Below are 17317 nucleotides of genomic sequence, written 5' to 3'. Positions count from 1 at the left end.
TTTTAACGTGTAACCCTTTTATTGATTATTATTTAAGTTTATTCTACTTCTTGATTAACTTCAAAGTACGAACTGCTGTTCCGCTTGTGTTCTTGATTTTAATGATATACATTCCTTTTTCTCCATTAATATCAACGCGAACATACTCATTTGCTGTGGCACTTACTTGTTTACTCTCTATCAATTTACCATCAAGGGCTATAATCTCAATTGTATATGTTCCCTCTTTTGCAAATGAAAGGTTAACAAAATCGGTAAATGGATTAGGATATACTCCCATCTCCTCTATTACTGACTCCTCTACTCCATCAGGCCATGGAACTACTACTATATCTACAACCTCTGTATCACTTCCCCACATATTTTTAAGGGTTAATCCAGCGGTGTATGTTCCTGTTGCATTGTATGAGATTATTGATTTAGTATCTGTTTGACCTACAACTGTTGCACTTGGTAAATTCCACTCTTGCTCGGTTGTTACCTTTACAGCTCCTGTAATCATTGGATTTCCTAACTCATTGGGAGAGAATGGAAGATTTTGCTCTACTTTTCCAGCATCTGTATCTTTCATTGTTATATATGCTGCTGTATATGATGCTCCTTTATTACCTTTATTTAGGAATACAACATTTCCGCCTTCTTCTGTTGTCTCTTCAAATGTCCAATATCCTTGTAATCCGTTTGGTGCGGTTGTGTATCCCTTCATTGCAGTTTGTATCTCTGTATCTGTTAATACTCGATCCCATACTTGGAATTCATCTACCCAGCCATTAAAACCTGCTTTGTAAACATTTGAGCCTCCTACATATACATTACTTTCACTTTTACGAACACCGTTAGTTGTAATTTTATTTGTTGTTGTTTCGGCAACTTTCTTACCATTGAAATACATTTTTTGTTTTCCATCTGTTTCAAATGTTACCGCAATGTGTGTCCACTGTCCCTCTTTTACACTATGGTCGTTTGACATCATATTGCTGTTGGGGACATCATGCTCTGTCCAACCATATGTATTGAATGATATTTCATTTGCCGGGTGTACTCTGTCTGAATATGTACTTCCTCCAACCTCTCTGTTTGCCATCATCTCGGGACGTATTGTTACCCAGAAGTCTCCCCAGTTTCCATGAGGCCACATATCTTCAATATCTCTTTTGTCTATCAAGTTTGTTCCTTGATTGTTATGTGTTAGTTTTTCTGCTTTGAACCACATCATATAGGTATATGGACGTGATTGTACTACTGCGGGGAAACGTAACATATTTGGATCTTCTACTTTTACAGCTCGTGATACTGATCCTTCGCCTAAACGAGATGTTGTTGCTGTTAGTGTTATATTATCATCTTTATAGGCTTGTGTTTTATTTGCTGTTAGAGAGCCAATAACGGGTATTGCTCCTGTTTCATCGGGTGATACCTGGATAATTCCTCGAGTGTATGCCACTGTTCCGTCTGAGTTTGTTATCTTAATATCGTATGATCCTGTTGTTGGTAACGACATTGTGATTGATGTTGTATTTGTAAATGTTTGTATTGATGCTCCTGTTAGAGAATTTATTACCTCCCATGTTGCTGCGGCATGGTTTGGATCGGTATATTTCAATGTAAATTCTTCGTTTACTTTGATTATTGGTTTGTCTATTTCTGTTCCCTCAACAATTGTTGGTTCAATTGTTGTTGGATACAACCACTCGCCCCATGCAATTTCTGACTCTGTTTCATAATCTAAACTTACTGCCGCTACTCCAATACGCAAACCTCCACCTTTTACTGCATCGTAAGGTGCTGCTACTACGTATGATGCCCAAGAGGTTGTTCCTGTAAACACTTTTGCTTCTTCTCCTTCTTGTTGGGTGTAGATACGGAAATACGATGTTTCTACTTCGTTATTATATATAGGCTCCCATGCTTTTTTTGCCTCGCCTGAATATGCATCATTCATATTGTAGATAATCTTCATATCTACTCCTTTGTAGTTACGAGCCATCATACGACTCTTCTCTACTGTTGGTGCTAATGGTCTATTTGAATTTCCTACTTTACCACGAGTTAATGAGACTTGTCCGATTAATACTTTATAATCATCACTGGTATTTTGGAATTTTAAACCTATCTGTGCTATCACTTTATCGTTAAGTTTTATTCCTGAACGTCCACCAATGGGTGTCTCAACTGTTATCCATCCGTTTTCATCTGGATCGGCATTTGTTTTAATATCTTTTGAAACTTCAATTGATGCGGCATCCCACTCTGAACATGCCCATGCCATTGATCCTGTTCCGGATAAAACTTTATAACGGATTGTTAGATAGTCGTTTTGTTTTACTTCGTATTTGGTTTTGAAAAGTTGCAAATATGTTTTATCTGTTCCTCCTGATATTTGCAAACATGAACCTCCGAACCATGCATCGTCCCAAGTAAACTCTGCTTTTAAGTCATCACTTACCTCTTCTGCTGTTCTTCCCATATATGTTTTGGTAAACCACCAACGCCAAGTTGGCAAAAAGTCTTGTATTCCAAGGTTGTACCATTCGGTATTGGCATGACGTTCTCCTTCTACGTTAAAGAAGAATCCGTTACCTAAATTGAAGTTTGTTACAAATGGATCGGTTGATAGGTTTCTTCCTTCTTGACACATCAATGTACTGCGTGCTGTTATTAATTGAGCCCAACCCCAAGCATCTTCTGCTGTTGAATTAAATTTGGTTGTCTCTGACATTGCTGGAGGGTTTACAGGGTTATTGCTTGATCCTGTAAATACATTCTCCACTATTTTCATATATGTTTGTTGCATTTGCAATGGTGTTGATCCTCTCTCACCGCGTTGCTCATATATCATATTTCGATTGTGCGCACCCCATAATCCTAATGAAATTCTATAATTGGGTAGTATTAACCAGTTTTGCAATGAGTATCCTGCTTGATAGTCAACTCCCATATATACATCGTATGATGAACGATTTGGGAAATAGTTATCGACACATGTTTGTGAATGTGATGGTGCAGCATAGTAGTTTGTAAAGTATGCTGTTGATGTTGGTTTTCCTTCGTAATCGAACCAATCTTTATTGTTTTCATTCAATGCTGATGAACCTCCGCAAAATCCAGAATTGTTTGTTAACGAATACCAACAGTTATGAAATGGCACACCGTACTCTGATGCTCCTGTATAGCAATCTCCTAAAAATTTTTTCATTGCTGTGTGAAACTCGTAACCTGAATATGGTCCTGACCCGCTTAATGTTCCTCGCCATGAGAACTCTGAATTAAATCCTATTCCATCAATTCCATAGTATTTCAAATATTTTAGGAATTTATCTGCTCCGCCTGCATCGGATACTAATTTATTTAAATAATACCCATGCCCGCTTGCATCTGTACAATAGATATTTGCCGACCATGGTACTGCCGCAAGACATGATATTTGTACTCCGTTTTTGTGGCATACGTCAAGCATCGGTGCTGGCACACTTACAAAAGGAGCGGTCCAGTTTCCATATATATCGGTATAACTCCACATTGTCCAAAGTTCTCCGCCAAAATAGTATGATGCTAATGCGTTCCATCCGTCTCCTCCTATGGGACACCACCACAATAGTTTGCGGTCTGAGTTTTGTTCGGGACGAACTTGGGTTTGTGCATTAGTAAATCTTTGACGTGGTTTTACACGAGAAATAGTGAAGTTTTCATTCTCCTCTGCCTCTGTATCAAGTCCTTGATAGAATGCTCTACCTGGAGACCAAGCCGCATAAGCATCTCCCCAATTTACTGTTTCTGATCCTATTTTTACATATTGTTCATGCTGGGGACATGATTGCGAATAAGCAAACATTGGCAATAGCATACCTAATGTTGCAATTAGTAATCCCTTTTTCATTTTTAAATAGTTTTGTTTTATGTTTTATTAAATATTATTTTACTTTAATAGTGCAAATATAGGGAGTTTTTTTTATATTATAACATTATTTATCAATATAATCTCTTTTTTAACTTATAATATATTAGAATTTTATATACCACACAAGAAATTAAGATATAAAACAAAATAAGGGAGATGACCCATCTCCCTTATTTTATTGTAGATTGTATTTATTATTATTTTTTCACCACTTTCAATGTGCGAACTGCTGCTTTGTTTGCATTCAATACTTTAATAATGTACATTCCTTTTTCTCCATTGACATCAAGACGTACTCCCTCGTTTGCTGATACATTGATTTGTTTGCTTTCTATCAATTTACCATCAAGGGCTACAATCTCTATCGTATATGTTCCCTCATTTGAGAAACATAGGTTAACAAAATCGGTAAATGGATTAGGATATACTCCCATCTCCTCAATTGTTGCATCCTCAATTCCGTCAAGGTTAGACACCACTACGAAATCAATAGTTTTGTTGTCGCTACCCCACATATTTTTAAGTGTAAGACCTGCTGTATATGTACCTGCTGCATCATATACAACATTTGCTGATGTTGAAGATACATTAAGTGAGGCTCCCGGAGCTGTCCACTCTGCGGATGTTGTTACTTGATAGCTTCCTCCAATCATTGGGTTACCCAATTCATCATTTGATCCATTTACTACTGTTTGTACAACTTCTGAAGTGTTCTCTCCTTTTTGACCAACAGTTGTAATAATTGCAGCATTGTATCCTGAACCTTTTTGTCCTTTGTTCGGGAATACATTGTTACCGTTAGCATCTTTTACAATCTCTTCAAATGTCCAATATCCTTGTAGTCCCGCAGGTGCTGTTGCGTATCCTTTCATTGCTGTCTTTATCTCATCTTCATTTAATACACGATCCCATACTTGGAATTCATCTACCCAACCATTGTATCCTCCTTTATAAACACTTGTTCCTCCAATATAAACTGGCGATCCCGGAGAACGAACTCCATTACTATTTATATGTTGAATTGTAGTCTCCGCAACTTTCTTTCCATTAAAGTACATTTTTTGTTTATTGTCTGTTCCGAATGTTACAGCAACGTGTGTCCATTGTCCTTCGTTTACACTATGATCGTTCGACATCATATTTGCATTAGGTGCATCGTGCTCTGTCCAGCCGTATGTATTGAATGATATCTCATTTGCTGGATGAGGATCTGCTTGTGCTGTTCCTGATGAACTTGTTTCATAACGAGGATATGCACCTCCATCTTGTGGATATGAACGGATTGTTACCCAAATATCACCCCAGTTATTGTGTGGCCATACATCATTGAAACTTCTCTTATCTATAAGGTTTGTTCCCTCTGATCCATGTGTAAATTTATCAACCTTAAACCACATCATATATGTATAAGGACGTGAACCTACTACTTCAGGGAAGCGTAGCATATTGGGGTCTTCAACTTTAACCGAACGAGATACAGTTCCCTCTCCTAAACGTGATACAGTATAATTTAACGATATTACCTCATCCACCTCTGCTTGAGTTTTGTTTGCATCTAAAGAAGCAATGATTGGTAATGCTCCTGTTGCCGCTGGTGATACTTGAATAATTCCTCGAGTGTATGCAACTGATGCGTCTGGGTTTGTAATCTTAATATCGTACGATCCCTCTTCAGCCAATGACATTGTAATTGATTTTGTGTTAGGGAATGTTTGAACCGACTCTCCTGTTGTAGAATTTATTACCTCCCATGTTGCTGGTGCATGGTTTACATCGATATATTTCAATGTGAATTCTTCTCCTGCTTTGATAATAGGTTTATCTATTTCTGTTCCCTCAACAATTGTAGGATTAATTGTCATAGGCTCCATCCAATCACCCCATGCTATAAGAGACTCTGTTTCATAATCTAAACCTACTGCTGATACTCCAATACGCATTTTACCTGCATCCTCTGTTATATAGGGTGCTGCTACTACGTATGCTGCCCATGATGTTGTTGCAGTGAAAACTTTGGGTTCTTTACCCTCTTGTTGTGTGTAAATACGGAAGTAAGATGTATTTACATCTGCATTATATACAGGCTCCCATGCTTCTTTAGTTGCACCTGTATAAGCATTATCCATATTGAATATAATCATCATATCTACACCTTTGTAGTTACGAGCCATCATTTTTGTTTTCTCTACTACTGGAGCTTGAGGTTGTTGGTATGTTCCCGGTTTTCCTCTCGTAAGAGCTATTTGTCCAATTAAGACTTTGAAGTCGTCTGATGTGTCTGTAAATTTCAAACCTAATTGTGCAATTGTAGAACTTTCAAGTTTAATACCTGTACGTCCTCCAATTGATGTATTTACTGTTGTCCAACCATTTTCATCAACTTTTGAAGAGCTTATTGTTTTTTCTACAACAGTTGTCTCTGATCCCTCTTTTGAACACGCCCATGCTAATGTTCCTGTTCCTGAAAGAACTTTATAACGTATTGTTAGATAATCTCCGCTTTTTGCTGTTTCGTATTTTGTTTTAAATAGTTGCAAATATGTTTGATCTGTTGCTCCTGATATTTGCAAACATGAACCCCCTAACCATGCATCATCCCAAGTGAACTCATATTGTAGATCATCGCTTACTTCAGCCGCTGTACGTCCCATATAAGTTGATGTTGCCCACCAACGCCATGTTGGCATAAAATCCTGCATACCGATATTATACCATTCAGTATCTGCATTACGCTCTCCTGCTACATTAAAGAATTTTCCGTTACCTAAGTTGAAGTTTGTTACAAATGGATCTGTTGATAAATCTCCTCCATCTTGACACATCAATGTACTGCGTGCTGTGATGAATTGAGCCCATCCATAAGCGTCAGTTGACATTGAATTAAAACGAGTTGTTGTTGATATATTAGGTGGGTTAACTGGGTTTTTAGTTGAACCTGTAAAGACATTCTCCAATATCATTTGGTAAGTTTTTTGTTGTTGTACAGGATCCGATCCTCTCTCACCACGAGTCTCATATATTAGGTTGCGATTGTGTGCTCCCCAAAGTCCCATTGAGATTTTATAGTTATTCAAAGATGTCCAGTTACCTACCGGACCTCCTGCTTGGTAGTCAACTCCCATGTAAACATCATATGAAGAACGAGTTGGGAAATTCAATGTTACTGTATTTTGTGATGTTGAAAGGCTTGAACCATAGTTACAGAAATATACTGTTGATGTTGGTTTTCCATTATAGTGAAACCAGTCTCTGTTTGTTCCATCCAATGATGCCGAACCTCCAAGAGAACCGCTATTTGTTGTTAATGAATACCAACAATTATGGAATGGCACACCATAATCAGCTGCTTTTGTATAACAATCTCCCAAAAAGTTTTTCATACCTGTATGGAATGCTTGTCCAGAATAATTTCCTCCTGACAATGTTCCATTCCATGAAAACTCTGAGTTAAATCCAATTCCATCAATTCCATAATATTTTAAGAATTTCAAGAATTTATCTGCTCCCCCTGTGTCTGTTAAAACTTTTTTCAACAAATATCCGTAACCGCTAACATCTGATGTTGAGATATATGCTGACCATGCAATAGGTGCTAAACTTGAAATTTTTACACCATTTTTGTGACAAACGTCAAGCATAGGTGCTGGCATACTCAAAAGAGGGGCTGTCCAGTTTCCCCAAACATCGGTATAACTCCACATTGTCCATACCTCACCGCCAAAGAAATAAGATGATAATGCATTCCATCCGTCACCTCCTATTGGACACCACCATAATAGTTTGCGGTCAGGATCCTGTGCGGTACGAACTTGTGTTGCCGCATTTATAAAACGTTCACGAGGTTTAATACGAGAAATATTAAAGTTCTCGGTATCCTCCATATCTTCTCCGTAACCTTTATAAAAAGGTTGTCCTGGAGTCCATGCTGCATAAGCATTTGCACGATCTGCTTCTCCTAAGCCTATTTGCACATACTTTTCGTGCTGAGGAGCTGATTGAGAATAAGCAAACATTGGGAATATTGCCAATGCTACTAAAAGTAAACTTTTTTTCATAGTTTTTTTGGGTAAAAATATAGTTAGTTAATATATAGTCACAATAAACAATATAGTATTAATTGCAAATATAAATGTTTTATTTGGTTTATAAAACTTTTTACATAAAATATTATATATATAAACATTTATAAACAAAACTCAATACAATTATATAATTTACAGAGAAAAAGCGCTGTTTTTAGATTATCTTGGATAATTTTATTACTTTGCATAAAGCATCAAAAAAAGCAAAACATTAAATAGCTATTAATCAGCTATTTAATGTTTTACTTCGCTGTCCATGAGGGAGTCGAACCCCCACTGGCAGAGCCAGAATCTGATGTGCTACCATTACACCAATGGACAAGTTTTTTTAACTTAGAAATGAGAGATGGTTAATAACGATTATATATACGACAAATCCAAAATTGTTTGAGTTATACCGAACAATTTCAACAACCTCTAAATTCTAATTTTCTTTTAATCCAGATTTAACTTGATTGTAACTCTCTTCTACTAGTGTATCCATATCAAAACCTTCTGCTGGAGGTATTATTGGTTTATGTATTTGAAGAGTTAATTTCCCCGGATTTACAAAGAATGATGATTTTGATAATATTTTATATGATCCATCTATTGTCATTGGGACTACTGGCATATTCAAATCTACAGCTATTTGAAATGCTCCTCTTTTAAATTTCTTTATTTTGCCATCTGCCGAACGTGTTCCTTCAGGGAATATTACAACGGACATTCCTCCTTGAAGAGTTTTCTTTGCCTCCTCTATTGTTCGTTTGATTGCTTTGGGATTTGTTCTGTCTACAAATATATGTTTTGCGGCTTCACATGCTTTTCCTACCATAGGCACTTTACGCAATGTGTGCTTCATTATCCATTTGAAATTATGATTTAAATATCCGTAAACCAAGAAGATATCGTATGCTCCTTGATGATTTGCTACAAACACATACGATTCATTAGGCTTTATATTTTCTCTTCCTTTTACTTCTACTTTTACTAACGATATTATACAGAATAGTTTTGACCAAATTTTAGGTGGATAGTACCCCCAAAATGACGGATCTCCTATAAGACCTCCTATTATTGTTGTTGACGTGGTTAAAATTGTTATTAACAATAATAGTGGCGCCATTATAAATATCTCATAAAAGAACAATAATATTTTCATATTTTATATGTTGTTTATTTGGTGACAAAAATAATACATATTATGGAATTTTTAAGAATTGTTTTAAAAATATTTCGTACTTTTGAAGTAAATTTTGATATTGGAGATTTTTTAATATTTATAAATATGATTGTTTTTCCAAACGCTAAAATTAATTTAGGTCTGAATATTGTAAGTAAAAGAGAAGATGGTTATCACAACATCGAGAGCATTTTTTACCCCATTCCTTTATACGATATTCTGGAGGTTATTCCTGCCGAGAAAGACAAAAGAAGTTTTAGTTTAGAGGTTATGGACCTTCCTGATGACGGAAAACAAAATTTAGTAGAGAAGGCATACCTAAAATTAGTTGATAAGTACGATATTCCCCCAATTGAAGTTATTCTTAAAAAATGTATCCCCTTTGCTGCCGGATTAGGCGGAGGCTCTGCTGATGCCGCATATATGCTAAAAATCCTCAATGAGATGTTTATCAATAGAATAAGTGAAGAGGAGATGCTTGAAATTGGGAAAGACATTGGTGCTGACGTTCCGTTTTTTATAAAGAACAAACCTGTATTTGCAGAGGGTATTGGAACAGATTTTAGCGATATAGATTTATCTCTTAATGGATACTTTATTGTTTTAATTAAACCAGATATTGCTATTTCAACCGCAGAGGCATACTCTGGTGTTACTCCTTGCATTCCAAATTATAGTTTAAAGGATGTTATAAAGCAACCTATTTGCGAATGGAGAGGTGTTGTTAAGAATGATTTTGAAAAATCACTCTTCCCTAAATATCCTCGTCTCAAAGAGATTAAAGAGAGTCTTTATGAGGTTGGAGCTGAATATGCTTCTATGTCGGGGTCAGGATCCTCAATTTTTGGAATCTTTAAAAATGAACCTAATATAGATGGGTTAAAAACAATCTTAATGGAGAATGATTTTATTTTTATTGAACAACTTAAATAAATTTTCATCTATTTTTCAATCATTAAAAAACAGACAAAACTCAATATTAAGCAATGATTCCAACCCTTTATATATAAACCTAAATTGGTTAATAATCTAATAATCAAGAATTATTATTTTACTGATTTTTAGAAATTTCTTTTGTTTAAATGTGTTTATTATTTTTTTATGTATTAATTTTGTACCCTGAAAGAAGAAAAGATTGGCTTAGTTCAAAAAAATTATGAAAAAATTATTATTATTCATTTCAATATTGCTTTTTACAGCAAACGTAGTAGCACAGGATTGGCCTACAAGTTCTGCTACTCGCCCTTCTTTTGGAGGATTTGCTTCTTCAATTAATGAAGATGAAGACGATAACATAACAACAGAGACATCATCATTTGCGGGTGATTATATTACAACTCCTATTACAAAAGGTTTAGGAGATCAAGAAAATCCTGGAAACCCTAACGAAGTTCCCATAATTGAGAGTATTTTAGGAATACTTGGTTTAGGTGGTGCATACGCATGGAGATTGTTATCAAAGGGCAGAAGAAAAGAGGATTAATTTAATTTACAAATATAGAACAAAAAAGAGGTTAGCATACTAATCTCTTTTTTTTGTTTATACGTTGAGAGTTAATAATCTAATCCTTAAAATTGACTTGGGGTAATTTTACTCTCTCAGATTATTACTTTTATTCTCTACTATTTCTGTTTCATTCTCTCATTTTTATCTCTATATTCACCTACACTGCTAAGTAAAAAGAGTAGATATATTTATTATTTCAGTCTATTTAAACAGGCTAAACTTTTTCTCGCCTTTAAGTTTATACTTTTTTAATGTCTTTATTTGCAATACCCTATGGGTATTGAATAAATTTTTCATTTAATTACTCTTATTAAAATTGCACATAGTGATTATTTTTGTGTATCTTTGCAGAGGTTTTTAAAATTCACTATTTTTATAATATGTATAAATATGTTCTTTCAAAGAAAAGAGTTATATTTGCATATTGTTGTTATAAAAAACGAACTTTATTAGTATAAACTAAAATAGAAAACAAAATGGCATTAAAGATTGTCGTACTTGCAAAACAAGTACCCGATACCAGAAATGTGGGTAAGGATGCTATGAAAGAGGACGGTACTGTTAACCGTGCCGCTCTTCCTGCTATCTTCAACCCCGAAGATTTGAATGCTCTGGAACAAGCATTACAACTCAAAGAGAAAAATCCCGGAACAACAATCACGTTGCTAACTATGGGACCTCCTCGCGCAGCTGATATTATTCGTGAAGGACTTTATCGCGGTGCAGATGGTGGTGTTCTTTTAACTGACAGAGCCTTTGCCGGAGCTGATACTTTGGCTACTTCATACGCTCTTTCTTGTGCAGTTAAAAAGATAGGTGATGCTGACATTATTATCTCTGGTCGTCAGGCTATTGACGGAGATACTGCTCAAGTTGGTCCTCAAGTGGCTGAGAAACTTGGTATCTCTCAAGTTACTTATGCAGAGAAGATTGTATCAGTTGAAAATAACGAAATTGTTATTGTTCGCCGTCTTGAGCATGGTACTGAAACTGTTAAAGCAAAACTTCCGCTTTTAGTTACTGTTAATGGTTCGGCAGATGAGTGTCGCCCAAGAAACACAAAAATGGTGCAACGTAATAAATATGCTAAAACTCCTTCAGAGAAGGCTTCATTGGCAGAGACATCTCTTTACGAGCAAAGACCATATCTAAATCTCGGAGAGTGGAGCGCTGCTGACGTTGATGCAGATCTTACTCAAACTGGTCTTGCTGGTTCGCCTACTAAGGTTAAACAAGTTGAAAACGTTGTTTTCCAAGCTAAAGAGAGCAAACGCTTATCTACTGCTGACGAAGAGATTGATGAATTAATGAAAGAATTGATTGCTAACCATACCATCGGCTAATTATGAATAATTTAATTGTATATTGCGAAATTGATAACGGCATTATAGCCGATGTTAGTTTGGAGTTATTGACCAAAGGTCGTACTCTTGCAAATAAGTTGGGTTGCCAACTTGAGGCTCTTGTTATTGGTTCGGAGCTTGCAGGTGTTGAAAAACAAATTTTCCCTTATGGTGCTGACAGAATTTATATGGCAGATGACAAACGTCTTGCTCCATATACTTCTCTTCCTCACGCCGCTATTCTTACTGGTTTATTCAAAGAGATCAAACCTCAAATCTGTTTAATGGGTGCTACTTGCGTAGGTCGTGACTTAGGTCCTCGCGTTTCTTCGGCTCTTCACAGCGGTCTGACTGCTGATTGTACTTCGTTGGAGATTGGACCTCACACTGACAATAAGAGTGGTAAAACTTACGAAAATCTTCTTTATCAAATACGTCCTGCTTTTGGCGGTAACATTGTTGCTACTATTGTTAACCCTGACTGCCGTCCTCAAATGGCAACAGTTAGAGAGGGCGTTATGAAACGTGAGATTTATAACGAAAACCATACCGGCGAGATTGTTAACTTAGATGTTAACAAGTATGTTAAAGATGAGGATTTTGTGGTTGAGATTATTGATCGTCAGATTGCTAAATCTAAAGTTAACATTAAAGGCGCTCCTGTTGTTGTTGCTGGTGGTTATGGTGTTGGCTCGAAAGAGAACTTTAAACTCCTTTACGATTTGGCTGCTGTTTTGGGTGGAGAGGTTGGTGCTTCTCGCGCAGCGGTTGATGCCGGTTATACAGAACATGAACGTCAAATTGGTCAAACTGGTGTAACTGTACGTCCTAAATTGTATATTGCTTGTGGTATTTCAGGACAAATACAACATATTGCTGGTATGCAAGATAGTTCTATTATTATTTCGGTTAACACCGATCCTGAGGCTCCAATTAATGCTATTGCTGATTATGTTATCACCGGTAGCGTTGAAGAGGTTCTTCCTAAATTAATTAAATATTACAAGAAAAATAGCAAATAACGATATGTCAAATTTCTATTCTGATAATGCGGACTTAAAACATCATCTTAATCACCCGATGATGCGTCGCCTTGTTGAGTTACACGAGCGTAACTTTACTGAGGCTGAAAAATATGACTATGCTCCTCTTGATTTTGAGGATGCTATGGATAGTTACGAAAAAGTTCTTGAAATTGCAGGAGAGATTAGTGGCGAAATTGTTGCCCCTAATGCCGAGAGCGTTGACCAAGAGGGTCCTCATGTAATTGACGGACATGTTAAATATGCTTCAGCAACAGAGAAAAACCTTGACGCTCTTGTTAAAGCAGGTCTTATGGGTATATCTCTTCCTCGCCAATATGATGGTTTGAACTTTTCTCTTGTTCCTTATATAATGGCTGCTGATATGGTTAGCCGTGCTGATGCAAGTTTTGTTAATATATGGGGATTACAAGATTGTGCCGAGACTATTAACGAGTTTGCAAGTGAGGAGCAAAAGATGCGTTACTTACCAAGAGTTTGTGCCGGTGAGACTATGGCTATGGACTTGACTGAGCCTGATGCTGGTTCGGACCTTCAAGCAGTTATGCTTAAAGCAACTTATTGCGAAGAGGATGGCACTTGGAGATTAAACGGTGTTAAACGCTTTATTACTAATGGTGACGGACACATTGCTCTTGTTTTGGCTCGCTCTGAGGAGGGTTCAAAAGATGGTAGAGGTTTGTCAATGTTTATATATGACCGCAACGATGGCGGCGTTGTTGTTCGCCGTATTGAGAACAAAATGGGTATTAAAGGATCTCCTACTTGTGAGTTGGTTTTCAAAAATGCTAAAGCAGAACTTTGCGGTGAACGCCGTCTTGGTTTGATTAAATATGTAATGGCTCTTATGAATGGTGCTCGTTTGGGTATTGCTGCTCAATCGGTTGGTATCTCTGAGGCTGCTTACCGCGAGGCTCTTCAATATGCTAAAGAGCGTTTCCAATTTGGTAAAGCTATCATAAATTTCCCTGCTGTTAGCGAAATTATTGCTACAATGAAAGCTAAACTTGATGCTTCTCGCTCATTGCTATACGAAACTACTCGCTATGTTGACCTATACAAAACTCTTGAGGCTATTGCTAAAGAGCGTTCTTTAGAGAAAGAGGAGCGTATGGAGATGAAACAGGCTCAACGTAAGGCTGATGCTCTTACTCCGCTTGTTAAGGGTATGAGTAGTGAATATTGTAACCAAAATGCTTACGACTGCGTTCAAGTTCATGGTGGCTCGGGATTTATGAAAGATTATCCTTGTGAGCGTATATATCGCGATGCTCGTATTACTTCAATTTACGAGGGTACTACTCAACTTCAAGTTGTGGCTGCTATTCGCCACGTTGGTAGCGGTACTTACTTGAATATTATTAAAGAGTACGAGGCTATTGAGGTTCCTGCTGAATTGGCAGAGATGAAGGCTAAATTGATGGCAATGACTGCTCTTTATGAGAAGAGCGTTGCTACTGTTACTGCTGATAAGGATGCTCAATATATTGACTTCCACGCTCGCCGTTTGGTTGAGATTGCCGGTCATATTATTATGGGTTATCTTTTGTTACAAGACTCTATGCGTAACGAATCATTTAAACGCTCTACTGAGAACTATATTCGCTACGGAGAGGCAGAGACTAACAAAAATGCTTCGTTCATTGAGAACTTCAAACCTGAAAGTATTGAAAACTATCTAAACAACTAACAGATTGTTTTTGATAAATATTACCAATAAGAGGTTGCTTTTATAAAAGCAACCTCTTATTATTTAAATAGATTTAAGTTTACTTACTCCAAAGATTATTTCTTTATCCCATTTTTCCTGTCAGATAGGCTTTTGTGCGTTCATCTATTGGATTGGTAAACAGTGTTTCTGTGTCTCCGTATTCTACCAACTCTCCCAAGTACATAAACATTGATTTTGATGATATACGCATTGCCTGCCCCATATTGTGTGTCACTATTAAGATTGTGACCTCTTTTTGAAGTTCTTGCATCAACTCTTCAATATGTGCAGTAGCAATTGGATCAAGTGCCGAAGTTGGCTCATCCATAAGTAACACATCGGGTTTCATTGCCAATGCTCGGGCGATACACAATCTTTGTTGCTGACCTCCTGAAAGAAATGTGCCTTTCTTATTTAATACATCTTTTACTTCATCCCATAGTGCAACGTTCTTTAAGCATCGTTCAACTGTGGCATCTTTCTCGGCTTTTGAGAGTCTTATTCCATTGAGCGAATAACCTGAAAGTACATTGTTGTAGATACTCATTGTAGGAAATGGTGCAGGACGTTGAAAAACCATTCCTACCCTACGACGCACATCGATAGGTTCCATTGATAGTATATTCTCTCCATTCAATAAGATTTCTCCATCGACACGAATGTTAGGATAAAGGTTGTGCATAAGATTTACCGCACGCAAGAGTGTGGATTTTCCACATCCAGATGGGCCCATAATGGCTGTTATTGTATTTGGTTCAATGACTGCTGATACATATTTTACCGCCATTGTCTGCTTTGTGTATGATACACATGTCTTCTTAAACTCAAGTATAGGTTTTACTGATTCCATTTTTTTGCAAAATATTTAGCTGTAAGATTTAACGTTAGAACAAATAATAATAAGAATAGTGATGCTCCCCAGATCAATTCTTGGAGATTGGGATCATTGAAAAACTCCCATATAAGTAATGGTACTGCTGATATTGGTTTGTCTATTGCATAGCGAACGAAAGAACATCCAAGTGCGGTAAACATAAGTGGGGCTGTTTCTCCTATTACACGCGAAATAGCCAACAAAACGCCTGTAAATATTCCTCCAAACGCAGCTGGAAGTTGTACTTTCAACATTACTCTTGCCCGATTACCACCAAGTGCCAGTCCTGCCTCTTTTAACGATACGGGTAATATCTTTAGGGTTTCTTCGGTTGAACGAATAATAAGTGGCAACATCATAATTATAAGTGCTACACTTCCTGCTATTGCAGAGTAACCTTTCATTGGGACAACTACCCATATATAGACTACTATACCAATAATTACAGATGGAGTTCCTTGTAGCAAATCGGTAAGATAACTTACAAACTTAGCAAATCGGCTCTTGCTATTCTCTGCTAAAAATGCTCCGCACAGAATACCCAATGGTACCGCAACTATAACTGCCATAATGAGCATAATCATTGTTCCTACAATACCATTGGCAATACCACCTGGTATGGGCTCGCCATTCTCGATAGCTTTCATTACCCTATATGCTGTTGGCGTTGGTTCTGTAAAGAAAGTCCATGAGAGTTGATCGTAGCCTCGTAGAAACACCTCTCCTAATATAGCAAATAAAGGAACGGCTGTGAGAGCTGCTAATAAACATATTACCAACAACATTGCCTTATCCTTTGCCAAACGATTTTGATTTTTTTGTTTATCCATAGTTATGCTATTCTTGCTCGTTTAATCATTATTTTACCTACCAGATTAATAAATGCCGTAATCAAAAACAGTATTAAACCTATGGCTATTAGTGATGATAGTTTCAAGTCATCTGCTTCTCCAAATTGATTGGCAATAATTGATGCCATAGAGTTTCCTGTTGAGGTAATTGATTCGGGAATATTATTGGTATTTCCTATAAGCATTGTTACCGTCATTGTCTCTCCTAACGCTCTACCAATAGCCAAAATATATGATGAAAATATTCCTGAACCTGCAACTGGAAAGACAACCTTTCTAATAACTTCGGCTCGTGTTGCTCCAAGGCTGTAAGCTCCTTCCTTCAAGTCGTTAGGTACCATCTTGATAAATTCGGCACTTAGTGAGGCTGCGTATGGTACTATCATAATTGCCAATACCAACGAAGCTGTTAGAATACCTGAACCTTGTGGCGATATATTGAGTGCCATAATAATAGGTCGTAAAGTATAGAAGCCCCATAAGCCATAAATAATAGATGGAATACCTGCCAACAAATCTGTTACGGTACTAAGTATGGCTGCAATACGTGTTCCTTTGAAATACTCACCAACGAACAGTGCTACCGGCAGTGAAAAAGGGATACAAAAAATAAGTGCCAATAGGGTTGTCATTAGTGTTCCTGTAATGAATGGCAACGCACCATACTGCTCTGCCCCCTCAGTATAACTCCACTCTGAAGAGGTCAGAAACTTAAAGAATCCGAAATGTTCAAACGCCTGATATGCGTCTGTGACGAGGGCGTAAATTACACCCCCGCACACAATTGGTATTATAAGTGCTGTTGCAAATAATATAACTTTATATATTTTATCGTTCATAGTA

At 37.0% G+C, this 17317-nt stretch carries 11 protein-coding genes and 1 tRNA gene; 5 read left to right on the top strand and 7 right to left on the bottom strand.

The window, feature by feature from the left end:
• Nucleotides 1-43 precede the first annotated feature (43 nt).
• The 4 genes from IKK64_00880 to IKK64_00865 all read right to left on the bottom strand — a co-directional run bounded on the left by IKK64_00880 (nucleotide 44) and on the right by IKK64_00865 (nucleotide 9124).
• Nucleotides 44-3877, bottom strand: a complete 3834-nt coding sequence (locus IKK64_00880) for a T9SS type A sorting domain-containing protein (protein MBR4118614.1) — start codon at nucleotides 3875-3877, stop codon at nucleotides 44-46.
• A 218-nt stretch (nucleotides 3878-4095) separates the two neighbouring features.
• The gene (locus IKK64_00875) at nucleotides 4096-7953 is read right to left on the bottom strand and encodes a T9SS type A sorting domain-containing protein (protein MBR4118613.1); all 3858 of its coding nucleotides are present in this window, start codon (nucleotides 7951-7953) and stop codon (nucleotides 4096-4098) included.
• Between the two features lie 277 nt (nucleotides 7954-8230).
• Nucleotides 8231-8301: transfer RNA gene (locus IKK64_00870), tRNA-Gln, on the bottom strand.
• A 103-nt stretch (nucleotides 8302-8404) separates the two neighbouring features.
• Nucleotides 8405-9124 carry a 1-acyl-sn-glycerol-3-phosphate acyltransferase gene (locus IKK64_00865; GenBank protein MBR4118612.1) on the bottom strand — a complete coding sequence of 240 codons (720 nt, stop codon included), beginning with the start codon at nucleotides 9122-9124 and terminating at the stop codon, nucleotides 8405-8407.
• 126 nt (nucleotides 9125-9250) lie between these two features.
• On the opposite strand from IKK64_00865, the gene IKK64_00860 reads away from it, so the two are divergent.
• The 5 genes from IKK64_00860 (at nucleotide 9251) to IKK64_00840 (ending at nucleotide 14728) form a co-directional block, all read left to right on the top strand.
• On the top strand, nucleotides 9251-10078 hold the full coding sequence (locus tag IKK64_00860) for a 4-(cytidine 5'-diphospho)-2-C-methyl-D-erythritol kinase (protein MBR4118611.1): 828 nt from the start codon (nucleotides 9251-9253) through the stop codon (nucleotides 10076-10078).
• Nucleotides 10079-10301: 223 nt separating this feature from the next.
• Nucleotides 10302-10628 (top strand): hypothetical protein, encoded by a 327-nt coding sequence (locus tag IKK64_00855; GenBank protein ID MBR4118610.1) that lies wholly within the window; start codon nucleotides 10302-10304, stop codon nucleotides 10626-10628.
• A 500-nt stretch (nucleotides 10629-11128) separates the two neighbouring features.
• Entirely contained in the window at nucleotides 11129-11995 is an 867-nt protein-coding gene (locus IKK64_00850; GenBank protein MBR4118609.1) for an electron transfer flavoprotein subunit beta/FixA family protein, read from the top strand.
• 2 nt (nucleotides 11996-11997) lie between these two features.
• Nucleotides 11998-13017 carry an electron transfer flavoprotein subunit alpha/FixB family protein gene (locus IKK64_00845; protein ID MBR4118608.1) on the top strand — a complete coding sequence of 340 codons (1020 nt, stop codon included), beginning with the start codon at nucleotides 11998-12000 and terminating at the stop codon, nucleotides 13015-13017.
• 4 nt (nucleotides 13018-13021) lie between these two features.
• Nucleotides 13022-14728: an acyl-CoA dehydrogenase family protein gene (locus tag IKK64_00840; protein MBR4118607.1), complete on the top strand. Its 1707-nt coding sequence runs from the start codon at nucleotides 13022-13024 to the stop codon at nucleotides 14726-14728.
• Nucleotides 14729-14831: 103 nt separating this feature from the next.
• Here the strand turns inward: IKK64_00840 and IKK64_00835 are convergent, their stop codons facing one another.
• From IKK64_00835 to pstC, 3 genes are read right to left on the bottom strand one after another with little or no spacing between them, the layout of a single operon-like run.
• Complete coding sequence (locus IKK64_00835) at nucleotides 14832-15599, bottom strand: phosphate ABC transporter ATP-binding protein (GenBank protein ID MBR4118606.1); 768 nt, start codon at nucleotides 15597-15599, stop codon at nucleotides 14832-14834.
• Nucleotides 15587-16453, bottom strand: a complete 867-nt coding sequence (gene pstA, locus IKK64_00830; protein ID MBR4118605.1) for a phosphate ABC transporter permease PstA — start codon at nucleotides 16451-16453, stop codon at nucleotides 15587-15589. Before pstA ends, IKK64_00835 begins: the two co-directional genes overlap by 13 nt.
• A 2-nt stretch (nucleotides 16454-16455) precedes the next feature.
• Complete coding sequence (gene pstC / locus IKK64_00825) at nucleotides 16456-17313, bottom strand: phosphate ABC transporter permease subunit PstC (GenBank protein ID MBR4118604.1); 858 nt, start codon at nucleotides 17311-17313, stop codon at nucleotides 16456-16458.
• Between the last annotated feature and the right edge of the window lie 4 nt (nucleotides 17314-17317).

This window comes from Bacteroidales bacterium (assembly GCA_017521245.1).
Classification (GTDB): Bacteria; Bacteroidota; Bacteroidia; order Bacteroidales; family G3-4614; genus Caccoplasma_A.
The sequence above is the reverse complement of the archived record's forward strand: the minus strand, read 5'-3'. Positions and strand labels throughout refer to the sequence as shown.